General features: G+C 60.9%; 22 protein-coding genes, 1 pseudogene and 1 riboswitch. Of the genes and pseudogenes, 12 read left to right on the top strand and 11 right to left on the bottom strand.

From position 1 onward, the window contains the following. Positions 1–62: 62 nt before the first annotated feature. Entirely contained in the window at positions 63–350 is a 288-nt protein-coding gene (locus tag BM132_RS05825; protein ID WP_047229416.1) for a PA4642 family protein, read from the top strand. A gap of 133 nt (positions 351–483) precedes the next feature. Here BM132_RS05825 and mqo read toward each other — a convergent pair whose 3' ends face one another. Next, complete coding sequence (gene mqo, locus BM132_RS05830) at positions 484–1,992, bottom strand: malate dehydrogenase (quinone) (protein WP_092402477.1); 1,509 nt, start codon at positions 1,990–1,992, stop codon at positions 484–486. A 738-nt stretch (positions 1,993–2,730) separates the two neighbouring features. Continuing rightward, entirely contained in the window at positions 2,731–2,964 is a 234-nt protein-coding gene (locus tag BM132_RS05835; RefSeq protein ID WP_092402475.1) for a hypothetical protein, read from the bottom strand. A 205-nt stretch (positions 2,965–3,169) separates the two neighbouring features. On the opposite strand from BM132_RS05835, the gene BM132_RS05840 reads away from it, so the two are divergent. Next, a complete protein-coding gene (locus BM132_RS05840) occupies positions 3,170–3,754 on the top strand; it encodes a YajG family lipoprotein (protein ID WP_047229419.1) in 585 nt (194 codons plus the stop codon). A 117-nt stretch (positions 3,755–3,871) separates the two neighbouring features. On the opposite strand, the gene BM132_RS05845 is transcribed toward BM132_RS05840, so the two are convergent. Further along, positions 3,872–4,078: a hypothetical protein gene (locus tag BM132_RS05845; RefSeq protein WP_047229420.1), complete on the bottom strand. Its 207-nt coding sequence runs from the start codon at positions 4,076–4,078 to the stop codon at positions 3,872–3,874. A gap of 332 nt (positions 4,079–4,410) precedes the next feature. On the opposite strand from BM132_RS05845, the gene BM132_RS05850 reads away from it, so the two are divergent. Continuing rightward, positions 4,411–4,692, top strand: coding sequence for a hypothetical protein (locus BM132_RS05850; protein WP_092453967.1), 282 nt, complete (start codon positions 4,411–4,413; stop codon positions 4,690–4,692). Between the two features lie 207 nt (positions 4,693–4,899). Here the strand turns inward: BM132_RS05850 and BM132_RS05855 are convergent, their stop codons facing one another. After that, complete coding sequence (locus tag BM132_RS05855; protein WP_092453970.1) at positions 4,900–6,066, bottom strand: 1-acyl-sn-glycerol-3-phosphate acyltransferase; 1,167 nt, start codon at positions 6,064–6,066, stop codon at positions 4,900–4,902. 140 nt (positions 6,067–6,206) lie between these two features. Here BM132_RS05855 and BM132_RS05860 point away from each other — a divergent pair, with 140 nt between their 5' ends. From BM132_RS05860 to BM132_RS05870, 3 genes are read left to right on the top strand one after another with little or no spacing between them, the layout of a single operon-like run. Further along, a complete protein-coding gene (locus tag BM132_RS05860; RefSeq protein ID WP_047229423.1) occupies positions 6,207–6,389 on the top strand; it encodes a CPXCG motif-containing cysteine-rich protein in 183 nt (60 codons plus the stop codon). A 12-nt stretch (positions 6,390–6,401) separates the two neighbouring features. Continuing rightward, positions 6,402–6,662 carry a putative signal transducing protein gene (locus tag BM132_RS05865; protein ID WP_092402466.1) on the top strand — a complete coding sequence of 87 codons (261 nt, stop codon included), beginning with the start codon at positions 6,402–6,404 and terminating at the stop codon, positions 6,660–6,662. A gap of 35 nt (positions 6,663–6,697) precedes the next feature. After that, the gene (locus BM132_RS05870) at positions 6,698–7,321 is read left to right on the top strand and encodes an SOS response-associated peptidase (RefSeq protein WP_092453972.1); all 624 of its coding nucleotides are present in this window, start codon (positions 6,698–6,700) and stop codon (positions 7,319–7,321) included. Between the two features lie 106 nt (positions 7,322–7,427). On the opposite strand, the gene BM132_RS28855 is transcribed toward BM132_RS05870, so the two are convergent. Both BM132_RS28855 and BM132_RS28860 read right to left on the bottom strand, forming a co-directional pair. After that, a complete protein-coding gene (locus tag BM132_RS28855; protein WP_371264109.1) occupies positions 7,428–8,270 on the bottom strand; it encodes a methyl-accepting chemotaxis protein in 843 nt (280 codons plus the stop codon). Between the two features lie 15 nt (positions 8,271–8,285). Next, positions 8,286–9,626 (bottom strand): annotated as a pseudogene (locus BM132_RS28860) (HAMP domain-containing protein); the annotation flags it as partial. Positions 9,627–9,782: 156 nt separating this feature from the next. On the opposite strand from BM132_RS28860, the gene BM132_RS05880 reads away from it, so the two are divergent. Beyond that, entirely contained in the window at positions 9,783–10,598 is an 816-nt protein-coding gene (locus BM132_RS05880) for a M48 family metallopeptidase (RefSeq protein ID WP_092453974.1), read from the top strand. 206 nt (positions 10,599–10,804) lie between these two features. On the opposite strand, the gene BM132_RS05885 is transcribed toward BM132_RS05880, so the two are convergent. The 3 genes from BM132_RS05885 to BM132_RS05895 all read right to left on the bottom strand — a co-directional run bounded on the left by BM132_RS05885 (position 10,805) and on the right by BM132_RS05895 (position 13,649). Continuing rightward, positions 10,805–11,389, bottom strand: a complete 585-nt coding sequence (locus BM132_RS05885; RefSeq protein ID WP_092453976.1) for a TMEM165/GDT1 family protein — start codon at positions 11,387–11,389, stop codon at positions 10,805–10,807. Positions 11,390–11,479: 90 nt separating this feature from the next. Continuing rightward, positions 11,480–11,600, bottom strand: a riboswitch (yybP-ykoY riboswitch). A 51-nt stretch (positions 11,601–11,651) separates the two neighbouring features. Further along, the gene (locus tag BM132_RS05890) at positions 11,652–12,650 is read right to left on the bottom strand and encodes a class I SAM-dependent methyltransferase (protein ID WP_092402458.1); all 999 of its coding nucleotides are present in this window, start codon (positions 12,648–12,650) and stop codon (positions 11,652–11,654) included. A 33-nt stretch (positions 12,651–12,683) separates the two neighbouring features. Then, positions 12,684–13,649, bottom strand: coding sequence for a 2-hydroxyacid dehydrogenase (locus tag BM132_RS05895; RefSeq protein ID WP_092453978.1), 966 nt, complete (start codon positions 13,647–13,649; stop codon positions 12,684–12,686). Positions 13,650–13,926: 277 nt separating this feature from the next. Between BM132_RS05895 and BM132_RS05900 the strand changes: the two genes are divergently transcribed. Further along, complete coding sequence (locus tag BM132_RS05900; protein WP_092402454.1) at positions 13,927–14,556, top strand: LysE family translocator; 630 nt, start codon at positions 13,927–13,929, stop codon at positions 14,554–14,556. A 41-nt stretch (positions 14,557–14,597) separates the two neighbouring features. Here BM132_RS05900 and BM132_RS05905 read toward each other — a convergent pair whose 3' ends face one another. Together BM132_RS05905 and BM132_RS05910 are read right to left on the bottom strand one after the other, a co-directional pair. Further along, positions 14,598–15,215, bottom strand: coding sequence for a CatB-related O-acetyltransferase (locus BM132_RS05905; RefSeq protein WP_092402452.1), 618 nt, complete (start codon positions 15,213–15,215; stop codon positions 14,598–14,600). Further along, positions 15,212–16,126, bottom strand: coding sequence for a glycosyltransferase family 2 protein (locus BM132_RS05910; RefSeq protein WP_092453981.1), 915 nt, complete (start codon positions 16,124–16,126; stop codon positions 15,212–15,214). Before BM132_RS05910 ends, BM132_RS05905 begins: the two co-directional genes overlap by 4 nt. A gap of 269 nt (positions 16,127–16,395) precedes the next feature. Here BM132_RS05910 and BM132_RS05915 point away from each other — a divergent pair, with 269 nt between their 5' ends. From BM132_RS05915 to BM132_RS05935, 4 genes are all read left to right on the top strand, one after another. Beyond that, positions 16,396–18,078 carry a fatty acid--CoA ligase gene (locus tag BM132_RS05915; protein ID WP_092402448.1) on the top strand — a complete coding sequence of 561 codons (1,683 nt, stop codon included), beginning with the start codon at positions 16,396–16,398 and terminating at the stop codon, positions 18,076–18,078. 335 nt (positions 18,079–18,413) lie between these two features. After that, positions 18,414–20,279 carry a DUF1302 domain-containing protein gene (locus BM132_RS05920; RefSeq protein ID WP_092453984.1) on the top strand — a complete coding sequence of 622 codons (1,866 nt, stop codon included), beginning with the start codon at positions 18,414–18,416 and terminating at the stop codon, positions 20,277–20,279. Between the two features lie 25 nt (positions 20,280–20,304). Further along, complete coding sequence (locus tag BM132_RS05925; protein ID WP_092402444.1) at positions 20,305–21,669, top strand: DUF1329 domain-containing protein; 1,365 nt, start codon at positions 20,305–20,307, stop codon at positions 21,667–21,669. 406 nt (positions 21,670–22,075) lie between these two features. Further along, positions 22,076–24,805 (top strand): winged helix-turn-helix domain-containing protein, encoded by a 2,730-nt coding sequence (locus tag BM132_RS05935; RefSeq protein ID WP_092453989.1) that lies wholly within the window; start codon positions 22,076–22,078, stop codon positions 24,803–24,805. Positions 24,806–24,860 lie beyond the last annotated feature (55 nt).

Consider the following 24,860-nt stretch of genomic DNA (forward strand, 5'->3'; position numbering starts at 1 on the left):
CCCCGAGGCCTGCCGGGGGTAAACTGCCCGCCCCCGTGAACTGTGCGAGCTGGAGCCCGGCAATGCGTAAAGACAAGAAACAAGTGATTGGTGACGAGATTGGCGATGAGCAGATCAAGCTGTTCCTCAATTTCGATCCGGTCGATGCCACTTCGCCGTCGCTGCACAAACTGATCAAGGCCTACCGTGGCCTGCGGGTCGACGACTTCGAGCGCTTTCTGACGTTTTTCGTCGAGGCCGGCTACGACCTCAATGGCAAGGATGAGCACGGCAACGATTTCGTGGCGCTGATCCAGGACCAGCGTAATGCCGAGGAATACATCGAGTTGATCAACAAGGCTCGCGGTTAGGTCAAAAGATCGCAGGCTTCGCCAGCTCCTTCAGGGGCATGCGATTTCCTGTAGGAGCTGGCGAAGCCTGCGATCTGTTAAACAAAAACGCCCCGCTCTCAGAAAGAACGGGGCGTTTTTTTATGCGGTGGAATCAAGCGAAGCTGGGTGTCTCGCTGCTTTGTTCAACCAGTTCCAGGGCGACGTTGTTCTGCGCATTGACCTTGCGATACAGCGCCGCGTCGGTTTCCAGCACTTTTTCCCGCGCCGGGAAGATCTCTGCGAGTTTGCTCGCCCATTCTCCCTTGGCTTTGTCCGGGAAGCAGCGCTCGATCAGGTCCAGCATGATCGAGACGGTCACCGAAGCACCGGGCGATGCGCCGAGCAAGGCGGCGAGGGTGCCGTCCTTGGCCGCCACCAGTTCGGTGCCGAACTGCAGGACACCGCCTTTCTTCGGGTCTTTCTTGATGATCTGAACCCGTTGGCCGGCCACTTCCAGGCGCCAGTCCTCGGCTTTCGCCTCGGGATAGAAGCGACGCAGGGATTCCAGGCGCTGCTCCATGGACTGCATCACTTCGCTGATCAGGTACTTGGTCAGGTCCATGTTGTCCCGGGCCACGGCCAGCATCGGGCCGATGTTGCCGGCACGTACCGACAGCGGCAGATCCATGAGCGAACCATGCTTGAGGAACTTGGTGGTGAAACCGGCGTATGGCCCAAACAGCAGGGATTTCTTGCCATCGACCACGCGGGTGTCCAAATGCGGCACGGACATCGGTGGCGAGCCCACGGCGGCCTGGCTGTAGACCTTGGCCTGGTGATGCTTGACCACTTCCGGGTTGTCGCAACGCAGCCACTGGCCGCTGACCGGGAAGCCACCGAAGCCTTTGCTTTCTTCGATACCCGACGCTTGCAGCAGCGGCAACGCCGCACCACCGGCACCCAGGAAGACGAATTTGGCATCGACTTCACGGCTGCTGCCGGAATTGACGTCCTTGATGCTGACGGTCCAGCCAGCGCCATTGCGCTTGAGGCCGGTGACGCGCTTGCAATACTTGACCTGGGTGTCCGGGGCGCTGGTCAGGTGCTTGAGCAACTGGTTGGTCAGGGCGCCGAAGTTGACGTCGGTGCCATTCATGACGCGGGTGGCGGCGATGACTTCGTCAGCTGGCCGGCCCGGCATCATCAGCGGCATCCACTCGGCCATCAGGGCCTTGTCCTCGGTGTATTCCATGTCCGCGAAGGCGTGATGCTGGCGCATCAGTTCAAAGCGCTTTTTCAGGAACGACACGCCTTTTTCACCCTGCACGAAGCTCAGGTGCGGGACGGGGGCAATGAAGGATTTGGATGAGCCGAACGTGCCTTTTTTGGTCAGGTACGTCCAGAACTGCTTCGACACCTCGAACTGGGTGTTGATGTGCACGGCTTTCTTGATGTCGACACTGCCATCGGCCGCCTGGGGCGTGTAGTTCAGCTCGCACAGCCCGGCGTGGCCGGTGCCGGCGTTGTTCCACGGGTTGGAACTCTCCGCGGCACCGGAATCCATCAACTCGACGACTTCCAGCGAGATCGCGGGGTCGAGTTCCTTGAGCAGCACGGCCAGGGTGGCACTCATGATGCCGGCCCCTACCAGAACTACATCGACTGCTTCGTTATGCGCCATTTAACGCGTCTCCAAAATCTGCAGCACCAAATTGTCGGCATGGCGGCCAGGGAGTGGCGGGGCAGGTCAGTTGCGCCCCAGGTATCCATGGCCAGGATCGCCATGTCCGAATCTTCGCAATTTTTCGCAACTACCGCGGATGCATGCAGCCTGGCCTCAGAGTCCCATGAACTCATTTAAGCGCCGGGCAGGCAATTCGACTTATGGCCGAGACATCCGTTCGTGCAACCAAATCCGTAGCGGACAGGCTTCAGGCGCCGTTTCTTGAGCGATAGGCGGTCCTGTGTCGTTGGGCTGTTTCAGACGCTAATGGTGCTTGTTCAGACGCAAAACTATTCATTTGCTCGCCACACTCTCGTGAAGTTGTGAAAACCCGTTTTTTCACGCTCTTTTGAAGACGTGAACCTCAAAAAAGGGCTGTCCCAGCCTGGCACCGCGCCCGGTTTGGTTTGCCCCCATGTAATACATGACAGACAAAACGGGCAGACAGCTCAGTGACCGAGCGTAATGACAGCTCTGCAGATTCGCGAAAAGTGGTGATTTGCTTGAAAAACAGCAAGCGCGCCAGCTTCACTCGATCTGTGTGGGCGGCTCTCTGTGGGCGGTGCGGGGTGCCAATACCAGCGCATTAGCGGTGTTGCGAGGCCCGATCAGGAGACGTCCTTATAATCGGGGGCAGATTGTATCGAAGAAACGCAGGGAAATGGTCGTGTTTAATGACTTTTATTAGCCATCCGGTCAGACGGCCAACAGTTGACGGTTGCGTGGGCGAGCGCCAAGGGTTTGCACGCGGGCGCTGGCGGGCAATGGCTGGTGCAGCCAGTTCAGCCGAATCTCTTCGATTTCCACCCAACCTTCACCCATGGGCTGCAGGCTGCATTGCTTGAATGCCTGGCAACGGCCGTTGCGGTCCAGCAGGGCGAAGCAGCGGTGCTGTGGGCGCGGGGTGAACAGGGAAATGAGAAAACGCATGGTCGGACACCGTGTCGGGGAGCTTGTGCCAAGGCTGACAGGAGGCCATGACATGCCGGTGTAAGGAGCATGACAATGGCATGACACGAAGCGGTTTTCCCATGGGGTGTCAGACATTTGAGTATTCATCGTGCAGCGCTAGTTCACCGCCATGGCGCACCGCTATACTGCGGGCCTGTTTGTGCCCGATTCTGGAGAGAAGAGCATGTTGCAACGCCTGTTGTTCGGTTTGATCGCTGTGACCAGTCTGGCCCTCGTCGGCTGCGCCCACAGCCCGCAACAACTTAACCCGGAGCCCAAGCTCAACGCCCAGCTGGCGCCCGTGGGCCGCGGCCAGCCGGTGGTGGTGCGGGTGGTGGATGGTCGTCCCTCGCCAACCCTCGGCACCCGCGGTGGGCTGTACCCGGAAACCAGTGTGATCACGGTGCAGGGCGCGCAGATCCTGCCCAAGCTGCAGGCCCAGGCCGAAGCGGCGGTACGTTTGCTGGGCTTCACCCCTACCGCCAACGCGATGAATGCACCGCAACTGACCGTCACCCTGGCCGAATTGAAGTACCAGTCGCCCAAGGAAGGCATGTATGTGACCGAAGCCACCATCGGCGCGACCTTCCGTTCCGAGGTGCAGAACGCCAATCGTCGCTACAGCGGTCGTTACGGTGCTTCGCTGGACCAGCGCTTCGGCATGGCGCCTAACCAGGACACCAACACCAAGCTGGTCAGCGACGTGTTGAGCGATGCCCTGACACGCCTGTTCAAGGACCCGACCATTGGTCAGGTGCTGGCTGAGTAAGTAGTACGACCCATAATCCTGTGGGAGCGAGCCTGCTCGCGATGACGGATCAGTCAACATTCAGTTGACTGACACTCCGCTATCGCGAGCAGGTTTTTTTTTGCGAGCAAGAAACCTTCATGCAGCCTGGGAATACAGCTCCAGCACGCTGATCCCAGTCAGCAGATCGGTCTCCGGAAGGTCGGCATGTTGATGACCGCCAAGGGCGCAATACACCAGCCAATGCCGATCCTGCACGTTGAAGGACAGGCTGCCGACGAGGTTCTGTTGTTCGTCGCTCGGGCTGATGAGATAGAGACGATCCTGGTTTTCGGCGTGGAGCATGGTGGGTTCCGGGCAGGTTTGAAGGGCGACAGGGTGGCCTATTCAGATGACGAAACCGTGACGCCTGAAATTAGCCGGATTGAATCTGTGGCGAGGGGATTTATCCCCGTTGGGTCGCGAAGCGGCCCCTGGGACGTCTGCCTTGCTTAAGCGTTTGCGAGCGCTGCGCACTCGAGCGGGGATAAATCCCCTCGCCACAAAGTCTGCGCGCCATCCTCCCAACTGATCGTTATTGGTCGGAAAAAGTGCGGTAGGGGCGCAGGCTTTCGGTAGAATTCACGCCGTTCGTAGGTCCCGGGCGCGTCCCGTCCGTTTATTGCTTGAGGTTTGTGATGTCGCTGCATTTGTTTTCGTTGTTCGCTGCTCACCCCGCCAAACTGATCAACCTGCTGGCATTGTTGTTTGCCTGCCCGGGCGGTTGGGTGCTGCATGCCACGCGCCGCCGTGAGCAACGGGCGCGGGCCTGCCTGGAAGCGCGTAATCGCGAAGGCAACGAGCGATTCGAAGCGCTGCTGGATCTGGCGACCCAGCGCATGAACCGGTTTTTCTATCGTTTTGGTTTTGCTTGCCTGGCGCTGGCGCTGCTGGTGTCTTGGATCAGCACGCAGTTCTGATGAAATAGCCCGTGGCGAGGGCGCTTGCTCCTGCTGGGCTGCGCCCTGTAGGAGCTGACGAGTGCAACGAGGCTGCGATCTTCCCCCAGGCACGAACCCCAAACGAAAGATCAAAAGATCGTCCGAACGCGGCCCGAGCCTTCGGCAGCGACTACACAAACCCAGCGAGAGCAAGCGCCCTCGTCACAGGGAACCGGTGTCCATCGCTTAAAGCGCCAACCCCGCCTTGACCCGATACTGATTACGCACCGGCGTCGCATATTGCAGCACCAGGAATGGCCGGTGCTCCGCCGGGCAAGCGTCCAGTCGGCGTTGCCATTCCTCCTGGGCCTTGGCCAGTTCGTCGGCGTCGAATACCTGGGCCGCTGTTGGCACCTGCAACTGTGGGTCGGCGTCGGCCCATTGGGCGTAAGCCAGGTAATGCACCGGGAACAGACGGTAGCCGCCGAGAATCTGCCGATCCATTTCCTGAGCCAGTTGCTTGGTGTCCTCGAACAGCTCGGTGATCGGCGCGGCGAAGTTCACGTGGACCCGACCCTTGTAGCCGGTAATACCCTTGGCAATGCTCACGTCGTCCTCGCCCGGTGCCTTGGTGTAGGTGCCGGTGGTGGCGCGGATGTACAGCTCGCGAGCCTTGGCCTGGTCGCACGGGTCGTATTCGTAGCTGATGGAGACCGGCGTGAGGTTCAGCGACTGGATGACCTCGCCGAACGGTTCGTCCTTGCGGCTCATGTGGAACATCTTGAGGATCGCCGATTCGGTGCGGTCGTCACCGTCCTTGGCCCGGCCCTCGGCCTGGGCAATCCAGATCGAGGCGCAGTCGTTGCGGATCGAGTGATTGATGTAGGCCGAGAGCAACTGGTACGCGGCCATTTTTTCCCGCCGTCCGGTGATGGAGCGGTGCACGATGAAGCTTTTGTTCAGGCGCATCAGATCGCTGACAAAGGGCTTCTGCAGCAGGTTGTCGCCGATGGCGATGCGTGGCGTCGGCAAGCCGGCGTGGTACACGGCGTAGTTGACGAAAGCCGGGTCCATCACGATGTCGCGGTGGTTGGCGATGAACAGGTACGCGCTACCGGATTTGAATTGCTCCACCCCGGTGTAGGTCACGCCATCGGTGGCACGCTCGATCGTGTGGTCGACATAGAACTCCACTTTGTCCTGCAAAGTGGCGACCGACGTCACGCCGGCGAACTCACGGCGCAACCTTTGCGCTATAAGAGGCTTGAGCATCCAGCCCAAAGCCCCGGCCAGGCGTGGGAAGCGGAAGTGGGTGAGGATATCTAGAAACGCCTTGTCGCCGAGCAGCCGTGCCAGCACCGCTGGGACTTCGCTGTCGTCGTAAGGTCGGATGGCATCGAATTCGCCCATCATGCTCTCTTGTAGGAAACGGCTAGGGTAAGTAAAGGTTCGATCGAAAAAAACGACAGGGCACGGTCTGAAAGATCAGCCAGACAAAAATAGCCCTGCAAATAGACCGGCGATTATACGCACAAGTCACCCGGGAGACCGCGATGCTGGAAACCGCTCCGTATGAATGTCCGTATTGTGGTGAGGAAGTCGAAACGTTGGTGGACCTGTCCGGCGGTGATCAGACCTATATCGAGGACTGTCAGGTCTGTTGCCGACCGATAACCTTCGTCCTGCAGGTCCACGATGAAGAATGGCATCTGGAAGTCTTCAGTGAAAACGAATGATGGGGGACGTCCATGCAGCGAATCTACGAGCTGGAAAACCTGATGGAAGGCGAACTGCTCCAGGGCATGCTCGCCAGTGAAGGCATCACTGCCCATTTGGTGGGCCGTGACCTGGTGGGCGGTGCGGGAGAGTTGCCGATGCATGGCCTGCTGGGACTGGCGGTGGAGGACGACCAGGCGCAATACGCCCGGGAGCTGATCGCCGCCTACAATGCCGCGCTGCCATTGCCCGGCGATGAGCCGGACAGTTACCCCGGCACATTGGTCTGTTAGGCTGGCGACCGTTTGATCAAGAGTCGTGTTACCCCATGTGTGGACGTTATGCCCTGTTTCGCTGGAACCCCGCCTTTGCGGCCTTGCCCGGCTTCCCCGCCGACCAGAAGGCCCAATGGAATATTTCGCCCAACGATTCGGTGCTGATGCTACGCGCCGGCGCTGAGGGGCAGCGCGAACTGGCCCGGGCCCGCTGGGGCCTCACGCCGCCGTGGCTGACCGACCTGTCCCGTACTCCGGCTCACGCCCGGGCCGAAACCGTGGCCGAGCAGCCCATGTTTCGTGAAGCCCTGCGCCTGCGCCGCTGCCTGCTGCCGGCCAACGGCTTCTATGAATGGCGCGGTGGTACGCGCAAACGCCCTTACTGGTTGACGCCGGGTGAGGGCTCTTCGTTGTTTTTCGCCGCGATCTGGGAAGCCTATCCCGTGCAGGAACAGGTGTGGCTGAGCACCGCCGTCATCACCCAGCCAGCGGCGGGGCAGCGCCGGCCGTTGATTCTGGATGAAGAGGGGCAGCGCCTGTGGCTAGACCCCGAAACGCCGCTGCATGCCTTGCAAGGGCTGCTGGCGAGCGAACCGGCGCAGTTGCGCGAGCGGGTGCTGGCCAACATGGTCAATGATCCGAAGCTCAATGGACCGGAGTGCCTGACGCCGGCTTGAGTGTTGAGGCGCCTGTGCTGGCCTCATCGCGAGCAGGCTCGCTCCCACAGTGGGCTCACCGCCAATTCCTTGTGGGAGCGAGCCTGCTCGCGATGGGGCCTTTGGATCAGACCTTGAACTGATTGATCAACCGCCGCTGCTGCTCCGCCAGTTTGGTCAAGTCCGCACTGGCCGCGCTGGATTCGTCCGCGCCGCCCGCCACTTCATTTGCCACCTGCCCGATGTTGATCACGTTACGGTTGATGTCATCGGCCACCGCGCTTTGTTCCTCGGCGGCGCTGGCGATCTGGGTGTTCATGTCGTTGATCACCGACACCGCCTGGGTGATGGTCTCCAGGGCCTGGGCCGCTTTCGCCGCATGTTGCACGCTTTCGTCAGTGCGGTGCTGGCTGTCTTCCATCACCCGCACCACGTCCCGGGTGCCTTGTTGCAACTGTTGGATCATCGTCTGGATTTCTTCAGTGGCCTGCTGCGTTTTCTGCGCCAGGTTGCGCACCTCATCGGCCACCACCGCAAATCCACGCCCCTGTTCACCGGCACGAGCCGCTTCGATGGCCGCGTTGAGGGCCAGCAGGTTGGTCTGTTCGGCGATCCCGCGGATGGCGATGAGAATTGCGTTGATGTTCTCACTGTCCTTGGCCAGAGCCTGCACCACGCTCACGGCCTTGCCGATTTCCACGGCCAGGGCGCCGATGGAGGTGGAAGTGTCCCGCACGATCTGCATGCCCTGGCTGGCGGCCTGGTCTGCGTGACCAGCAGCCTGGGCGGCCTGGGTCGCGTTGCGGGCCACGTCCTGGGCGGTGGCGGTCATCTCGTGCACGGCGGTGGCGACCTGATCGATCTCCACCATTTGCTTGTGCACGCCCTGGTTGGTGCGGATGGCGATGTCGGCAGTGTGCTCCGAGGAATCGCTGACGCTCTGCACCGAGGTGACGACTTGGGTGATCATCCCTTGCAACTTGCTCAGGAAGGTATTGAAGCCCTTGGCGATTGCGCCGAGTTCATCCGCGCGGTCGCTCACCAGACGACGGGTCAGGTCGCCTTCGCCCTGGGCGATGTCATCGAGCATCGCCACCATTTGCTTGAGGGGACGGGCAATGCCGTGGGCCACCAGCCAGATCACCAGCAGGCCGATGCCGGCAATCACCAGGCCCACCATGGCCATGCCGAAGATGTCGGTCTGGCGTTGCGCGTCCAGGTCTTTCTGCAACGCTTGCAGTTCGGCCATCACCGCATTGAGCGGCAGTTGCAGCATCAGCGTCCAACGGGCTTCGGTCTCACCGATGCCGAACGGCATGTACACCTCGATGTGCCCATGGGCTTCATCGACGTCGTAACGCACCTGGCCGACGCTGAGCTTGGACAGGTTGTCCAGCTCATTGGCGTCCAGCAGGTCGCTGGCCTTCTCTCCCAGTTTGGACGGGTCCTTCGTGAAGGCCACCAAGCGGTTATTGCTGGAGAGCAACGCCATTTCCCCGGCGCCCTCATACAGCTGGCGGTCGGCAGCGACGAGCATGTCCTGGATGAAGTTCACCGACAGATCGGCGCCGACGATGCCCTGGAACTGACCATCGACCATGATTGGCTCGATGAACGAGGCGAGCATGGTCATGGTATCGCCGACGCGATATGGCGCCGGGTCGATCACGCAGGCTTTCTTGCTGTCCCGCGAGCACAGGTAGTACTCACTGGCGCGAATACCGGTGGACAGCAGTTTCTGGTCCGTCACATCGGCGAGCTTTTCCAGGCCCAGGGTGCCGTCCTGGTTGCGAAACCACCAGGGCAGGAAGCGCCCATCGGTTTCCATGCCCAGCACCGGGCTGTTCACGTAATTGGCGTCATCGTGGTCAATAGCGTTCGGTTCCCAGGCGATGTAGGCGCCGAGAATCTTCGGGTTGCGCACCACGGTTTCGCGCAGCAGGCTGATCATCTGCTCGCGCGGCACCTTCAATTGCGCGTTGCCGTCCGTGCCATTCATACCCATCAAGGCATTGGTGGTCGCCAGGCCCCGGGCAAGCAACAGCGGCGCCTCCAGTTCCCGCTGGATCAGGCTCGCCTGGGTGCGGGCCAGCGCGTCGAGGCGTTGTTCGATCAGATGCTCGAACTGCGCCTTGGTCCGCTGTTGCACCATCTCCTGGGTTCGGGCGCCGGCAAACAGCGCGTACAGCACCAGGGCGCCGACCACACTGAGGATGATGGCGCCGGCCAGAGCGGCCACGGAAAACTGGATCGATTTGAATTTCATAAAGGCTCCGGACGCGGGAATGACGTCTGAGCCTGTATCGGCGTTTCTTTGGCCCGGCATGAGGCGCTGTTCGTCGGATGACTGTTTTGGCTTTATGGGTGTCGTAAATGGACTGGAGTAGGGTCTGTCTGAAAAAACTGTAATCCCACGCTATGTATCTGGCGCCGATACAAATCAGCGCCTAGGATACGCCCACGTTTCCAGGGAGCTTCTTACATGAACAAGATATTGATGGTGAGTGCACTGAGTGTGGGCTTGCTGCTTGCCGGTTGCCAGTCGGTCAACACCACCAGCGGCGGAGCCGTGGGCGTGGAGCGCAAGCAATACATGTTCAGCATGCTGTCCACCGACCAGGTCAATCAGATGTATGCCCAGTCCTACCAAAAGACCATGGGCGAAGCGAGCGCCAAGGGTGTATTGGACAAGACGAGTAGCGATGCCAAGCGCGTCCAGGCCATTTCCAGTCGGCTGATCGCTCAGGCACCGGTGTTCCGCCCGGATTCGGCGCAATGGAACTGGGAAGTGAACCTGATCAAAAGCGATGAGCTCAACGCCAGTTGCGGCCCCGGCGGCAAAATCATTTTCTATACCGGTTTGATCAACAAGCTCAAGCTCACTGACGATGAAATCGCCGCGATCATCGGCCATGAAATCGCCCACGCCCTGCGCGAGCACGGCCGCGAAGCGATGTCCAAGGCCTACGGCATCGAAATGGCCAAGCAGGGCGCCGGTGCATTGTTCGGTCTGGGCCAGGACAGCCTAGCGCTGGCCGATACCGTGGCCAACTACGGCATGACCCTGCCCAACAGTCGCGGCAATGAGAACGAAGCCGACCTGATCGGCCTGGAACTGGCCGCTCGTGCCGGCTACGACCCGAATGCCGCGATCACCTTGTGGAACAAAATGGCCAAGGCTTCGGAAGGCGCGCCGCCGGAGTTCATGAGCACCCACCCGTCGTCCAGCAGCCGGATCGCTTCGTTGCAGGCGGCGATTCCGAAGGTAATGCCGCTTTATCAGCAGGCCAAGAAGTAGGCCAGGAAGTAGGCAGTGTTGTGGGAGCAAAGCTTGCTCGCGACAGGGGCGACGCAGGTCTAAACCAGACCGCGTCATCGTTTATCGCGAGCAGGCTCGCTCCCACAAGGGATTTGCCGTGTTCGATATTCTTGTGAACACCCGCAGCCAGTGTGGGAGCGAGCCTGCTCGCGATGAACGATAACGCGGTATTACTCACCTACCGATCAAACCCACCCACTGCTCTGCATCGCCTTATAGACCGCCACGACTGCCAGGACAAAAAATGCCGAGGCGGCTAGGCGGCGGATCAGCGTCAGGGGGAGCTTTTCAGCGGCGAAGTTACCGGCCAATACCACCGGCACGTTGGCAATCAGCATGCCCACGGTGGTGCCGATGATCACCAGCCACAGTTCCGGGTACTGCGCGGCGAGCATCACTGTGGCGATCTGGGTCTTGTCGCCGATTTCCGCCAGGAAGAACGCGATCAGCGTGGTCAGGAAAGGTCCGAACTTGCGGGCCGTACTGGCTTCATCATCGTCCAGTTTGTCCGGCACCAACGTCCACAGCGCTGTGGCGGCAAAGCTCACCGCCAGGATCCAGTGCAGGACCGCGTCCGAGAAAATACTACCGACCCAGGCTCCCACCGCTCCGGCTGCCGCATGGTTGGCCAAGGTCGCGGCAACGATGCCGGCAATGATGGGCCAGGGTTTGCGAAAGCGAGCCGCGAGAATAAGCGCGAGCAGTTGCGTCTTGTCGCCGATTTCGGCCAGCGCAACGATAGCGGTAGGTACGAGGAAAGAGTCCAGCATCAGGTGATTCCTAGAGGGGCGGGTCGACACGGCTATGACACGTACAGCCTTCCCGCCCCGGGTAAGGTGTGCGTGTCATAGGTCTTGTCAAACCCAGCGACCATCTGCGTGGACGCTTGGGCCGCATACGCCATGGTCTGCTGACCAAGTATGTTGACGTATGCCGGGCGAGCATGGCGCTCGCGGGAGACTACTCCCCTAGGACGGAGCGGATTCTGCCTAGGCAAATCCGATTGGGCAAGTGCTGTTTCTTAAATTGGCTTCAGCCGCGCTTGGCCCGGTAGATGCGGAAACCCTGGCCTTCGGCCTTGATCGCGCACACGCCCAGATGCTCTTCGATCAGCGGCTGATACTTGAGGAAACTGTTTGCCACCAAGCGCAGTTCGCCGCCGTTTTTCAGATGTTTTGCTGCTTTTCGCAGCAGATTTTCCGTGGCGTGGTAGTCGGTGTGCACGCCGACATGGAACGGCGGGTTACTCAGAATCGCGCTTAATCCCATGGGTGCGGCATCGATACCGTCGCCGGTCAGCACCTCGGCCTCCAGACCATTGGCGGCCAGGGTCAGGCGGCTGCTGGCGGCGGCGAACGCATCCACGTCCAGCAGCGTGACGGTGTTGTGCGGATAGCGACGCTTGACCACTGCTCCCAGCACGCCGGCGCCACAACCGAAGTCCAGCAGGTGGCCGCTGGGCAGTTTGTCCAGGTGTTCCAGCAACAGCGCACTGCCGCGATCCAGGCGACCGTGGCTGAACACCCCCGGCAGGCTGATGACCTTCAGCGCGCCTTCGGCCAGGGGCAGTTCGTAGGTTTGGGCCAGGCTTTCCAAAGGTTTGGCCTCGGGGGCGTCGGCGACGGTGACCTGCCATAGCTGACAATGGCGCGCGCTGTCGAGCTTGCGCGGTTTGCCGAAGGCGTTGAGCTGCTTGGACGCGCCTTCGATGCCGCTGCGCTTTTCCCCCACCAGATACACCTCGCGACCGGCCAGGCGCGAGGCCACGGCATTGAGGATGTAATCGGTCAGGTCCTTGGCCTTGGGCAGGAAGACCACGGCGGTCTCGAACTCACGGGCCGGCACGTTCACGCCAAAGTGGCTGCGCTCGGGGAAACGGGCATCCAGCGCGGCCTGATCACCGGCGTGCCAGCACCAGCCATGGGCTTGGGGCAAGCGACCGAGCAGATCGTCGGCGGGCAAGCCGGCCAGCAAGACTGAACCCTGAAATAACTCGGCCTGACGAAGCAGTACTTCACTGCGCGGATCCATGGTCTGCTCCTTGAAAAAAAGTGCGGCAGTTTATCAACTGACGACCCGCTGCGCTGTACCACTGAAAAAGCCCAGGGCGTTTTCCGTCAGTTGGCCGACGATCCGTTGCCGCGCCTCGCGGCTGCCCCAGGCGTTGTGGGGCGTGACGATCAACCGTGGAATGTCGGCGGCCAGCAGCGGGTTGCCCTGGGTGGGTGGCTCCACGCTCAGCACATCGGTGGCCGCGCCGCCCAAATGACCGCTGCGCAGGGCATCGGCCAGGGCCTGTTCGTCGATCAGGCCACCGCGGGCGGTGTTGAGCACAAAGGCGCCGGGTTTGAGCAGCGCCAGTTGCCGCGCGCCGATGAAATTGCGCGTGTGTTCGTTGAGCGGACAGTGCAAGGTCAGGGCATCGATCTGCGGCAACAGTTGATCCAGCGGCAAGCGGTCGGGACGGGCAGGGCGGCCGGGGATCTGCCCCAACAGCACGCGCATGCCGAAGGCTTCGGCCAATCGCCCGACGGCGCTGCCCAGTTCGCCATGACCCAGCAACCCGATGGTTTTGCCTTCCAGTTCGACGATGGGGTAGTCCAGCAGACAAAACTGCGACGCCTGCTGCCAACGGCCCTCGGCCACCGCCTTTTGGTAGTCGCCCAGGCGGGTCGCCAGATTCAGCAACAGCATGATCGTGTGCTGGGCCACCGACGGCGTGCCGTAACCCTGACAGTTGCAGACCGTGATGCCGTGGCGCCGAGCCGCCTCCAAGTCGACATTGTTGGTACCGGTGGCGCTGATCAGGATCAATTTCAGTTCGGGGTTGGCGGTCATGGCAGTCGCATCGATCACGACCTTGTTGGTGATCGCCACCGTGGCGCCCTTGAGCCGCTCGCTCACTTCATCCCGGCTCGTGCGGGCGAACAGTTGCAGTTCGCTGAAACAGTTGCGCAGCGGTCCCAGGTCCAGATCGCCGAGGTCCAGGGAAGGGTGATCGAGGAAAACTGCGCGGCCGGTGTTTGTCATCAGCTGTACCTTTTATCTGAGGAATCGAAGGCGTAATGTGGCGAGCCTATCAGATGAATGGCGGCCCAGGCGCCGAACACCCGTGGCGAGGGAGCTTGCTCCCGCTGGACCTGTAGGAGCTGGCGAAGCCTGCGATCTCTTGATCTTTCGCTCAAGACTCAATGGACCGTAAAAAGCTCGCAGCCTCGCTTCGCTCGTCAGCTCCTACAGCGTCAGCGCGAGCAAGCACCCTTGCCACGGTATTCATTTTACAAAGGCCTACTCTCCAGGAGCCCCCATGTACCTCACCGAATTCCTCACCGTCGCCCTGATCCACCTGCTGGCCGTGGCCAGCCCCGGGCCGGATTTTGCCGTGGTGGTGCGCGAGAGCGTGACCCATGGCCGCCGCGCCGGCACCTGGACGGCGCTGGGTGTGGGCACGGCGATTTTCCTGCATGTGGGGTATTCGCTGCTGGGTATTGGCCTGATCGTGTCGCAATCGATCGTGTTGTTCAACGCGCTGAAATGGGCTGCCGCCGCCTACCTGCTGTACATCGGCTTCAAGGCCCTGCGAGCGCAACCGGTCAAGCCGACGGCGGACAATCTGCACAAAGAGGTTGGTGAACGTACCGCCCGTGGCGCGTTCACCTCGGGTTTCGTCACCAATGGCCTGAACCCCAAGGCGACGCTGTTTTTCCTGTCGCTGTTCACCGTGGTAATCAACCCTCATACGCCCCTGGCAGTCCAGGCCGGCTACGGCGTGTACCTGGCGGTGGCGACGGCAGTGTGGTTCTGCCTGGTGGCCATGCTGTTCAGCCAACAGCGAGTGCGCGCCGGGTTTGCCCGCATGGGCCACTGGTTCGACCGGACCATGGGCGCTGTCCTCATTGCCATTGGCGTAAAGCTGGCGTTTACCGAGTCTCACTGATCGGTTTTGATGTGATCGTCTCCACACCCGCCAGGGGACGGTCAACGGCGTTGACGAACGTACTCCAGAAAGGCGTCGATGTTGTCACTGCACAGCAGTGGCGACACCGCTTTGACCTCCTCCATCGGCCAGTCCCACCAGGCTGATTCAAGCAAGGCCTGACGCACCGGTTCCTCAAAGCGCCAGCGAATGAACCGGCACGGGTTGCCGCCGACGATGGCGTATGGCGCGACATCACGCGTCACCACGGCGCCGGCCGCGACCACGGCGCCATGGCCGATGGTCACCCCGGACAGAATCATCGCTTCGGCGCAGATCCAGCAGTCGCTGCCAATCACCACGTCGCCCTTGGTCGGGTTGCAGCCCGGAATACCCTGGGCCTGTTCGATCATCAGCGGGAACGGAAAGGTGCTGACCCAGTCGGTGCGATGCCCGCCACCCAGCAGAATTTTCACGCCTTGAGCGATCGAGGTATAAGAGCCGACTTTGAGGATCGTGTCGTCGCCGAACTCCATGACTTCGGGAATGCCATATGTGCCCACACCAATCTGGTATTTCGGATAGCGCAAACGGATTTTTTCCGGCGCTCTCTCGAGTTTCTCCAGGCGCTTGAGATGCTTGCGTACTTTGCGCTCTTTGAGTTTTTTCAAAAAATTCAAGGACGAGGCCTCGCTGTCGGGCGTCGCAAGACCAGTCGCTTGAAGCGCTTCAGGCTGGTTGCGTTCAGGTGGCGCCACGGGATGCTGCGCAGCAGCCGCCAGGCTTCTTTGCGGTCTTCGACCACCGCGTACTTCAGCGCTTTGTGGACCAGCACCGTGCGAGCTGCACCGTAGGCAGGGTGGGCTCGATAGGGCTCGATAGCCTGCAGGTCGGCCTTGAGCATCAACCGGTATTTTCTCGACAGGTTATTGGGGTGGCGTCGATAGCGTGTCACACAAACCGGCAATTCATGAATTTCATAACCTTTGTGGGCGATCCGCAAAGTGATCTGGAAATCCTGGACCCGCAGCAGCGGATCATAAAAACCGGCGTCGCGCAGTGCGCTCATGCGATACAGCGCCGTTGGCGCGCCGATTACCGCAGCGCTGCGTAGAAGATCGTCGAAGGTATGCACCTGAATATGGTCGCGCTGTTGCTCCTTGATGGTCTGGCCTTCGCTGTCCATGTAGATGATCAGCGCGCCGACACAACCGACCTGCGGATGCTCGTTCAGGTACTGGACACGGAGCCCGACGGAGTGGGGCAACATGATGTCGTCAAGGTCCGGGGTCGAGATGTAATCGCCCTTGGCGTACTTCAGCCCGTGGTTGAGCGCCGCGCTGACACCCTGATTTTCCTGGGAGTACAGCTGGAAGTCGTAGGTCTGTTGCAACTGCCGGAGCATGGCGAGGCTGTTGTCGGTGGAGCCGTCATCGACCACGATGACCTCAATGTTCGGATAATCCTGGGCAAAGATGCTGTGGATCGCTTCTTCCAGGTATTTCTCGGCGTTGTAGCAAGGGGCCACGATCGACACGAGCGGCTCACTCTGTGGCGCGATGGCCGGGGAAGAAGTCAGGTCGGTGTTCATGATTCTCTGCAAAAAGCGGGTGGAGTCGGGTGAGCCTGTGAGAGCACTTCCCCACGGGCTTTTGTAACGACGTTGACACCTATGCTCGCTGCTGGATCCAACTCTGACAAGGTTTAACCCACATAAACCGTGCAAAACCTGCGGTTAGGTGGCTCAAGGCTAGTATTTGCGGGCGGATCAAATCATTCCTTTGGCTGATTTGATCCGCGTAACAGCGCTCTAAAGTGCTCACTTCCAGCCACGACCGTGCAGTCAGAAAAGGGACTCTTATGTTGCAGACTCGCGTTATTCCTCCAGCCGAAGGCGCTTATCAATACCCGCTGCTGATCAAGCGGCTGCTGATGTCCGGTGCGCGTTACGAGAAAACCCGCGAGATCATCTACCGCGACCAGTTGCGCTACAGCTATCCGACCCTGATCGAACGCGTCGCGCGGTTGGCCAACGTGTTGACCGAGGCCGGAGTCAAGGCCGGTGACACCGTGGCAGTGATGGACTGGGACAGCCACCGTTACCTGGAATGCATGTTTGCGATCCCGATGATCGGCGCGGTGATCCACACCATCAACGTGCGCCTGTCACCGGAACAGATCCTCTACACCATGAATCATGCTGAAGACCGCTTCGTGCTGGTCAACAGCGAGTTCGTCGGTTTGTACCAGGCGATTGCCGGGCACCTGACGACCGTAGAAAAAACTCTCCTGCTGACCGACCTGCCTGAAAAAACCGCCGACCTGCCGAACCTGGTGGGCGAATACGAACAACTGCTCGCCGCTGCCAGCCCCGCCTACGATTTCCAGGACTTCGACGAAAACTCGGTCGCCACCACGTTCTATACCACCGGCACTACCGGCAACCCCAAGGGCGTGTATTTCACTCATCGGCAACTGGTGCTGCACACCATGGGCGTGTCGACCATCATGGGCGCCATCGACAGCGTGCGGCTGCTGGGCACCAACGACGTGTACATGCCGATCACGCCGATGTTCCATGTCCATGCCTGGGGCCTGCCGTACGTGGCGACCATGCTCGGGCTCAAGCAGGTCTACCCCGGCCGTTATGACCCCGAATTCCTGGTCCAGTTGTGGCGCAAGGAGAAAGTCACCTTTTCCCATTGCGTGCCGACCATTCTGCAAATGGTCCTCAATGCCAAGGGCGCTCAGGACACCGATTTTGGCGGCTGGAAAATCGTCATTGGCGGCAGCGCCCTGAACCGAAGTCTTTACGAAGCGGCCAAGGCCAGGGGCATCCAGCTCACCGCCGCCTATGGCATGTCGGAAACCGGCCCGCTGGTGTCTTGCGCCCACCTCAACGACGAATTGATGGCCGGCAGCGAAGACGAACGCATCACCTACCGGATCAAGGCCGGCGTACCAGGGCCATTGGTGGAAGCGGCAATTGTCGACTCCGAGGGGCGTTTTCTGCCCGCTGACGGCGAGACCCAGGGCGAGCTGGTGCTGCGCGCACCGTGGCTCACCGAGGGTTATTTCAACGAGCCGCAGAAGGGCGCCGAGCTCTGGGCCGGCGGCTGGCTGCACACCGGCGATGTCGCCACGCTGGACAGCATGGGCGTGATCGATATTCGTGACCGCATCAAGGACGTGATCAAGACTGGCGGTGAATGGATTTCGTCCCTGGACCTGGAAGACCTCATCAGCCGTCACGTGGCGGTACGCGAAGTAGCAGTGGTGGGTATTCCCGATCCGCAGTGGGGCGAGCGCCCATTTGCCTTGCTTGTCATCCGCGAAGGGCATCAGATCGGGGCTCGCGAGCTCAAGGAACATCTCAAGCCGTTCGTCGAATTGGGGCACCTGAGCAAGTGGGCGATCCCGAGCCAGATCGCCCTTGTTACGGAAATTCCCAAGACCAGCGTCGGCAAGCTCGACAAGAAGCGTATCCGCATCGACATCACCGAATGGCAGAGCAATAACAGCACCTTCCTGTCGACGCTTTAAACGTTTTTGCCGTGCCCAAAAGGGCACGGCAGCCCCACCAAGCAAGCGCTTGCCTTGTCAAACCGAAAATTTCAGCCATCCTTGCCGTGCCGACATCTGTCGGCCTGGCGAAAGGACTGTTCCAGAGTGGTCGCGGGCTGCAAATCACACTTTAGAGGGATCAAGCCGTACTACCTGCTGGCTATAGTCCGTTTAAGGATTTTCAAGAACGGGGCGCACGCACTAAACGGGCGATGCGACTTTGAACGGGGGGGAACGTTGCCATTCCCAGCCGTTGAAAGTGTTTTTGAAAAATACTGACTGCCATAAAAATAAAAGCACATGGAGTAGCGTCGATGACCTCAGCAAACACGTTCTGGCGCCGGGCAAAACTGCCTCTGGCGGTCAGTCTCGCCTCTTCGCTCGCCGGGCCAGCATTCGGCGTCAGTTTCAACATCGGTGAAATCGAGGGCCAGTTCGACTCGTCCCTGTCGGTGGGCGCAAGCTGGTCCACGGCCAAGGCCAACCGGGACCTGATCGGCGTCAACAACGGCGGCAAGGGCCTGTCCCAGACCTCCGACGACGGTCACTTGAACTTCAAGCGCGGGGAAACCTTTTCGAAGATCTTCAAGGGTATCCACGATCTGGAACTCAAGTACGGCGATACCGGCGTGTTTGTGCGCGGCAAGTACTGGTACGACTTCGAACTCAAGGACGAACATCGCCTGTACAAGGACATCAGCGACAGCAACCGCAAGGAAGGCGCCAAGTCTTCCGGCGGGCAGATCCTCGATGCCTTCATCTACCACAACTACGCCATTGGCGATCAGCCAGGTTCGGTTCGCCTGGGCAAACAGGTGGTCAGCTGGGGTGAAAGCACCTTCATCCAGGGCGGGATCAACTCGATCAACCCGGTCGACGTGTCGGCGTTCCGTCGTCCTGGTGCCGAGGTCAAGGAAGGCCTGATTCCGGTCAACATGTTCTATGTGTCCCAGAGCCTGACCGACAACCTGTCGGCCGAGGCGTTCTACCAGTTGGAGTGGGACCAGACCGTGGTGGACAACTGCGGTACGTTCTTCTCGCAGCCGGACGTGGTTGCCGATGGTTGCAACGATAACCTGCGGGTACTGAACAAGCGCTCTACGCTGCCGGCGGCCGCACTCGGTCCAGCGGAGGCTCTCGGCGTCGACGTCAACGAAGAAGGCGTGCTGGTGCGTCGCGGTCCGGATCGCGATGCTCGCGACAGCGGCCAATGGGGCGTGTCGTTCAAGTACATGTTCGAGCCGCTGGACACCGAGTTCGGTGCCTACTTCATGAACTACCACAGCCGTGCGCCGATTTTCAGTGCCACCGGTGCTCCGCAGTCCATCTTTGACCTGGCTGCCAGCTTGCCGCCTGCGTTCGCCGCGCTGTCACCTCTGCTGGTGGCGGGTAACTCGAACTACTTCATCGAATACCCTGAAGACATCCGTCTCTACGGTTTGAGTTTCTCCACCACCTTGCCTACCGGTACGGCGTGGAGCGGTGAACTGAGCTATCGTCCGAACGCCCCGGTGCAACTGAGCACCACGGACATTCTTTTCGCCGGTGTGACGCCACTTCCCGGTCTTGGCAATGCTTCGGTACTCCCTGGCTCCCCAGGTCAGGACCTGCATGGCTATAACCGCAAAGAGATCACTCAGTTCCAGACCACGTTCACCCACTTCCTGGATCAGGTCATGGGCGCCAGCCGTCTGACCCTGGTAGGCGAAGTCGGCGTGACCTACGTGGGCGGCCTGGAAAGCAAATCCGACGCTCGTTATGGCCGCGACCCGGTGTTTGGCCCAGGCGAACTGCCTAACAATTTCTGTAACGTGCTCAATGGCTCGACCGCGGCAGGTGGCGGCCAGACCAGTGCCGATGTGAACAGCAACTGCAACAACGACGGCTTCACCACCTCCACTTCCTGGGGCTACCGTGCCCGCGCCATCTGGGAATACCCGGACGTGTTCGCCGGCGTGAACCTCAAGCCCAACGTGGCTTGGTCCCATGACGTCAAAGGCTACTCGCCAGGCCCGGGCGCCAACTTTGAAGAAGGCCGCAAAGCCGTCAGCCTCGGACTGGATGCCGAGTACCAGAACACCTACAACGCGAGCCTGGCCTACACCAACTTCTTTGGTGGTGACTTCAGCACCGTGGACGATCGCGACTTCCTGGCGCTCAGCGTCGGCGTGACCTTCTAAGCACAGTATTTCAGGACGACACACTATGAAAATAACAAAGAGTCTGTTGCAGGTCGGTGTTCTGGGGCTATCCCTGCTGGCTGCCAGCGTCATGGCGGCTGTGCCTGCCGCCGAAGCCGACAAACTGGGCAAAAGCCTGACGCCGATGGGCGCCGAAATGGCCGGCAATGCCGACGGTTCGATTCCGGCCTGGAAACCCATGGCCAAGAACGCCGGCAGCGTGGACAGTAAGGGTTTCCTGTCCGACCCGTTTGCCAGTGAACAACCGCTGTTCACAATCACTGCGCAGAACGTCGACCAGTACAAAGACAAGCTCGCGCCGGGCCAGTACGCGATGTTCAAGCGTTACCCGGAGTCCTTCAAGATGCCGGTCTACCCATCCCATCGCGGCGCCACCGTGCCGGATGACGTGTATGCCTCCATCAAGAAAAACGCGGTGAACACCAAGCTGGTGTCCGGCGGTAACGGTCTGGAGAATTTCGAGACGGCGGTGCCGTTCCCGATTCCCCAGAGCGGCGTGGAAGTGATCTGGAACCACATCACCCGCTATCGCGGCGGCAGCGTGACCCGCCTGGTGACCCAGGCCACGCCGCAGCCAAACGGCTCCTACAGCCTGGTGTACTTCCGGGACCAGTTCGTGTTCCGCGACAAAATGAAGGATTTCGATCCGGCCAACCCTGGCAACATCCTGTTCTACTTCAAGCAGCAAGTCACCGCACCGGCGCGTCTGGCCGGTGGTGTACTGCTGGTGCACGAAACCCTCGACCAGGTGAAGGAACCGCGTTCTGCGTGGGTCTACAACGCCGGCCAGCGCCGTGTGCGCCGTGCGCCACAGGTCTCCTATGACGGCCCGGGCACCGCCGCCGACGGCCTGCGTACCTCCGACAACCTGGACATGTACAACGGCGCGCCGGATCGCTACGACTGGAAACTGGTGGGCAAGAAAGAACTGTACATTGCCTCCAACAGCTACAAGATCGATTCGCCTCAGCTCAAGTACGCCGACATCATCAAGGCCGGCCATATCAACCAGGACCTGGCTCGCTACGAGCTGCGTCGTGTCTGGCATGTGACCGCGACCCTGAAGGAAGGCCAACGCCACATCTACGCCAAGCGTGACTTCTACATCGACGAAGACACCTGGCAAGCCGCGGTGATCGACCATTACGACGGTCGTGGCCAACTGTGGCGCGTTGCCGAGGCCCATGCCGAGAACTACTACGACAAGCAAGTGCCGTGGTATGCCCTGGAAACCCTCTACGATCTGCAGTCCGGCCGCTATCTGGCGCTGGGCATGAAGAACGAAGAGAAATCGGCCTATGACTTCGGCTTCACTGCCAGCACCGCCGAGTTCACTCCCAACGCATTGCGCCAGGAGGGTATCCGCTAAACAGCTTCACCCGAGGCCGCATCCTCGAAAAACGCCCCGACTGGTTCGGGGCGTTTTTTTTGACCAACACAAATCCCCTGTGGCGAGGAAGCTTGCTCCCGCTGAATGAGCCTTTTAGGAGCTGCGTAGGAGCTGTCGAGTGCAACGAGGCTGCGATCTTTCCCCTGACGCTTGAATCCCAAGCGAAAGATCAAAAGATCGCAGGCTTCGCCAGCTCCTACAAAGCGAAAGCGCGGCGGGAGCAAGCTCCCTCGCCACAAGAGCGGTGGCTGCCTGAATTTTTCGAGTCGGTCGGCTTGTAGCCTTTTTGTAGCCATTTGTAGCAGCTCCCTTCAATACCTCCTCGTTTACCGCTAGTCTGCGGACATCGGCAACGCCGCCACCCGCACTCCAACAAGAGCCGGCCATGACTGATCTGTCTTCACTTCCGGGTTCTGCCCGCACTGCCGTCGCGGTTCAGGACGGGCGTTTCTACCGCCCGCCCTTGCCCGATGGTCACGTCGTGCGGCCGCGGTTGTGCGAGCGTTTGAGTGCGGGGTTGGGAGGCCGCTTGCTGTTGGTGAGCGCCCCGGCCGGGTTCGGCAAAAGTTCACTGGCGGTGGAGTTCTGCCAGAGCCTGCCGGCCCATTGGCAAAGCCTCTGGCTGGGGCTCAGTGCCAGGGACAACGACCCGGGACGCTTTCTGGAGCGGCTGCTCGAAGGGCTCCAGGCGTTCTTCCCGCAGTTGGGAGGTCGGGCGTTGGGGCTGCTGAAAATGCGCCAGCGCCACCAACCTTTCGCATTCGAAGAGTGGCTCGACGGCCTGCTGGATGAACTGTCCGCGCATCTGTCGCCGGATACACCCTTGCTGCTGGTGCTCGACGACTACCACTTGGCCCAAAGCCCGGTGCTGGACCGTTGCCTGCAATTTTTCCTTAATCATCTGCCCGAAGGTTTGCTGGTGCTGGTCACCAGTCGACAGCGCCCGGACTGGCATCTGGCGCGCCTGCGTCTGTCACGCCAATTGCTCGAACTGAACGAGCAGGACTTGCGCCTGACTCATGAAGAAGCCCAGACCCTGCTGCAGCACCACAGCAGTTCGTTGCGCGGGGAAGCCCTGGAGAGCCTGATCCAGCGCAGTGAAGGCTGGGTGGCCGGGCTGCGCTTTTGGTTGCTGGCCGCTTCCGAGGCCGGGACTGAGGGCCGCATGCCCCAGGCTCTGCATGGCGGCGAAGGGCTGATTCGCGATTACCTGCTTGAGGAAGTCATCGACTGTCTACCCGCTGAAGTGCAGGCGTTTCTCTACGACACCGCATCCCAGGAGCGTTTCTGCAGCGAACTGTGTGATGCCGTGCGCGAAGCCCATGACAGCGCCGAAATCCTGGAGTATCTGGCGGCGCACCAGGTGTTCCTGGTGCCGCTGGACGAGCATGGCCACTGGTACCGTTACCACCATCTGTTTTCCGATTTGCTGCGCAGCCGTCCCAGCGCGCCGGCCATGGTGCCGGCTGCGACCCTGCACTTGCGGGCCTGCCGCTGGTTCAATGCCCAGGGCCTGATCGACGAGGCCGTGGAACAGGCGCTGCGGGCCGGGCATCTGGATGTGGCGGCGAACCTGGTGCAGAACCTCTCGGAGGAGCAATTGCTGGCCGAGCAGAACGTCGGCATGTTGCTGCGCTGGAAAATGGACTTGCCCGACAGCCTGCTCATCAGCACACCGCGCTTGATCGTGCTGTACAGCTGGGCGCTGGGGCTGGCCTGCCAGTTGGACGCCGCTGAAGAACTGGCCGCCCACCTGAGCCGGTTCCTGCCGGCGCCTTCGGCCACTGCGCAAAAATCCATGCTTGCCCAATGGCTGGCCCTGAGCGGGATCATTGCCCGTGGCCGTGGCGATCGCGAGGCCACTGTGCGTTACTGCACCGAAGCCCTGGAGAGCCTGCCGCAAAAGCGTTATGGCCAACGTCTGATGTGCTTGTCCACGCTGTCGAACCTGGCGATTGCCGACGGTGACCTGTGGCGCGCCCGGGCCTTGAACCGCGATTCCCTGGAGCTGGCGCAGCGCGTTGGTAACCCGTTGTTCGAGGCTCTGGCCCATTACGACCGGGCTCGGGTTTTGCAAGCGCGAGGGGAGATCCTGCGGGCGCTCGATGAAGTGCATCAGGGCCTGCAACGTTTGCACGCGCTCTCGCCGCAGCGGCTGTACGCCGTGCGGGCGCGATTGATTCTGTACGAAGGGTTCCTGCTGACCTTGCGCATGCAGCCCCAGGCCGGATTGGCGCGCTTACAGGCCGGTCTCACCGAAGCGCGGGCGTGCCGCGACATCAGCGTGTTGATCGGCCACTGCGTGATCGCGCGGATTGAAGGCCACGCTCGCGAATTCGCCCGGGCCTTTGCCGAACTGGCCGAAGCCGAGCGCCTGATGCATATCTGGGACGTTCCGCCGATTTATTACCTGGCGATGATCACCCTGGTCAAATGCGAACTCTGGCTGGCCCAGGGCCGTACCGACCTGGCCGAAGCCTGGCTGGCGCGGTTGGGGCAGACCTACACCGGTGAACGGGCCGCCGCGCCGCCGGAATTCCACCCGCAACTGCCGCTGCATGTCGAACTGCAACAGGCGGTGCTGGAGTCCATCCGGGGCCAGCCCATGTTGGCCGAAGGACGGCTCAATGCCTTGCTTGAACACGGCCAGCAAACCGGCCGGCAGATGCTCAGTGTGATGGCGCTCAACCAGAAGATCGCCTTGCTGCTGAGCGTCGGTCGCGAACCCGAAGCCCGCAGTACCCTGGCCCAAGCCCTCGAAGCCGCCGCTGGCGGTGTGCTGCAGCCGTTCGAATGGTTGCTGGGCGAACATCGGGAGTGGCTGCGCGAGCAACTGTTGCGCGCACCACCCAGTCCCTTGCGCCAGAACCTGCTCGAGCGCCTGCCGTCGACGGTGGCTGCCGATTCATCGGCCCCCGTCGAAACCCTCAGCAGTCGCGAGCGTGCGGTACTGCAATTGATTGCCCAAGGCTGTTCGAACCAGGAAATCAGTGAACAGTTGTTCATCTCGCTGCACACGGTCAAGACCCACGCCAGCCACATCAACAGTAAACTTGGCGTGGAGCGCCGCACCCAGGCCGTTGCGCGAGCGAAGGTGTTGGGGTTATTGGGCTAGAGGTAAAGTGGCATGACATGAGGTCCCTGTGGCGAGGGGATTTATCCCCGCTGGG

The sequence above is a fragment of the Pseudomonas sp. NFACC45 genome, assembly GCF_900113505.1.
Taxonomy (GTDB): Bacteria; Pseudomonadota; Gammaproteobacteria; order Pseudomonadales; family Pseudomonadaceae; genus Aquipseudomonas; species Aquipseudomonas tehranensis.